Consider the following 613-nt stretch of genomic DNA (forward strand, 5'->3'; position numbering starts at 1 on the left):
GACCGCACGCAGCGCGGCCCCGCCCCGGTGACCTGGCCGCGCTGCGTGCGGTCGTCGCGGGTCTGCCCGCCGGGGCCATCGTGCTGGTGGACGGCTTGGTCGCCTCCTGCACCCCCGAAGTGCTGCTCCCGCAAGCGGAACGGTTGCGGCTCGCGGTGTTGGTGCACCAGCTTCTGGTCGACGCCCTGCCGGCTCGTTCTGCCGCGGCCACCGCGGTCGGCGAGAAGGAGGGCGCCGTGCTCCGGGCGGCGGAAGCGGTCGTGGTCACCAGTGGCTGGACCCGGGACCGTGCCCTGCACCGTCACGGGCTCGACCCGGCTCGGCTGCACGTCGCTGAGCCCGGGTGCGACCGTTCTCCGCTGGCAGCCGGCACGGCCTCGGGCGGCCGGCTGCTGTGCGTCGGAGTGGTCGCCCCGCACAAGGGTCAGGACGTGCTGCTTGCCGCGCTCGAGCAGACCGACTCGAGCGCCTGGGGCTGCACGTTCGTGGGCAACCTGGACCACGACCGGCCCTTCGTCGGCCGGCTGGAGCGGCGGGTGGCGACCGCCGGGCTCGGTCCGCGGGTGCGGTTCACGGGTGCCCTGACCGGCCCCGCCCTGGCCGAGCACTACGC

Annotated in this window: 1 protein-coding gene; it reads left to right on the top strand. The window is 75.5% G+C overall.

Going from position 1 to position 613, the window contains the following annotated elements; translation table 11 throughout:
- Nucleotides 1–613, top strand: a 613-nt coding sequence (locus FRW57_RS23800) for a glycosyltransferase family protein (RefSeq protein ID WP_162529496.1), incomplete at both ends; no start/stop codon positions are given.

It is taken from the genome of Segeticoccus rhizosphaerae (genome assembly GCF_009192725.1).
GTDB lineage: Bacteria > Actinomycetota > Actinomycetes > Actinomycetales > Dermatophilaceae > Segeticoccus > Segeticoccus rhizosphaerae.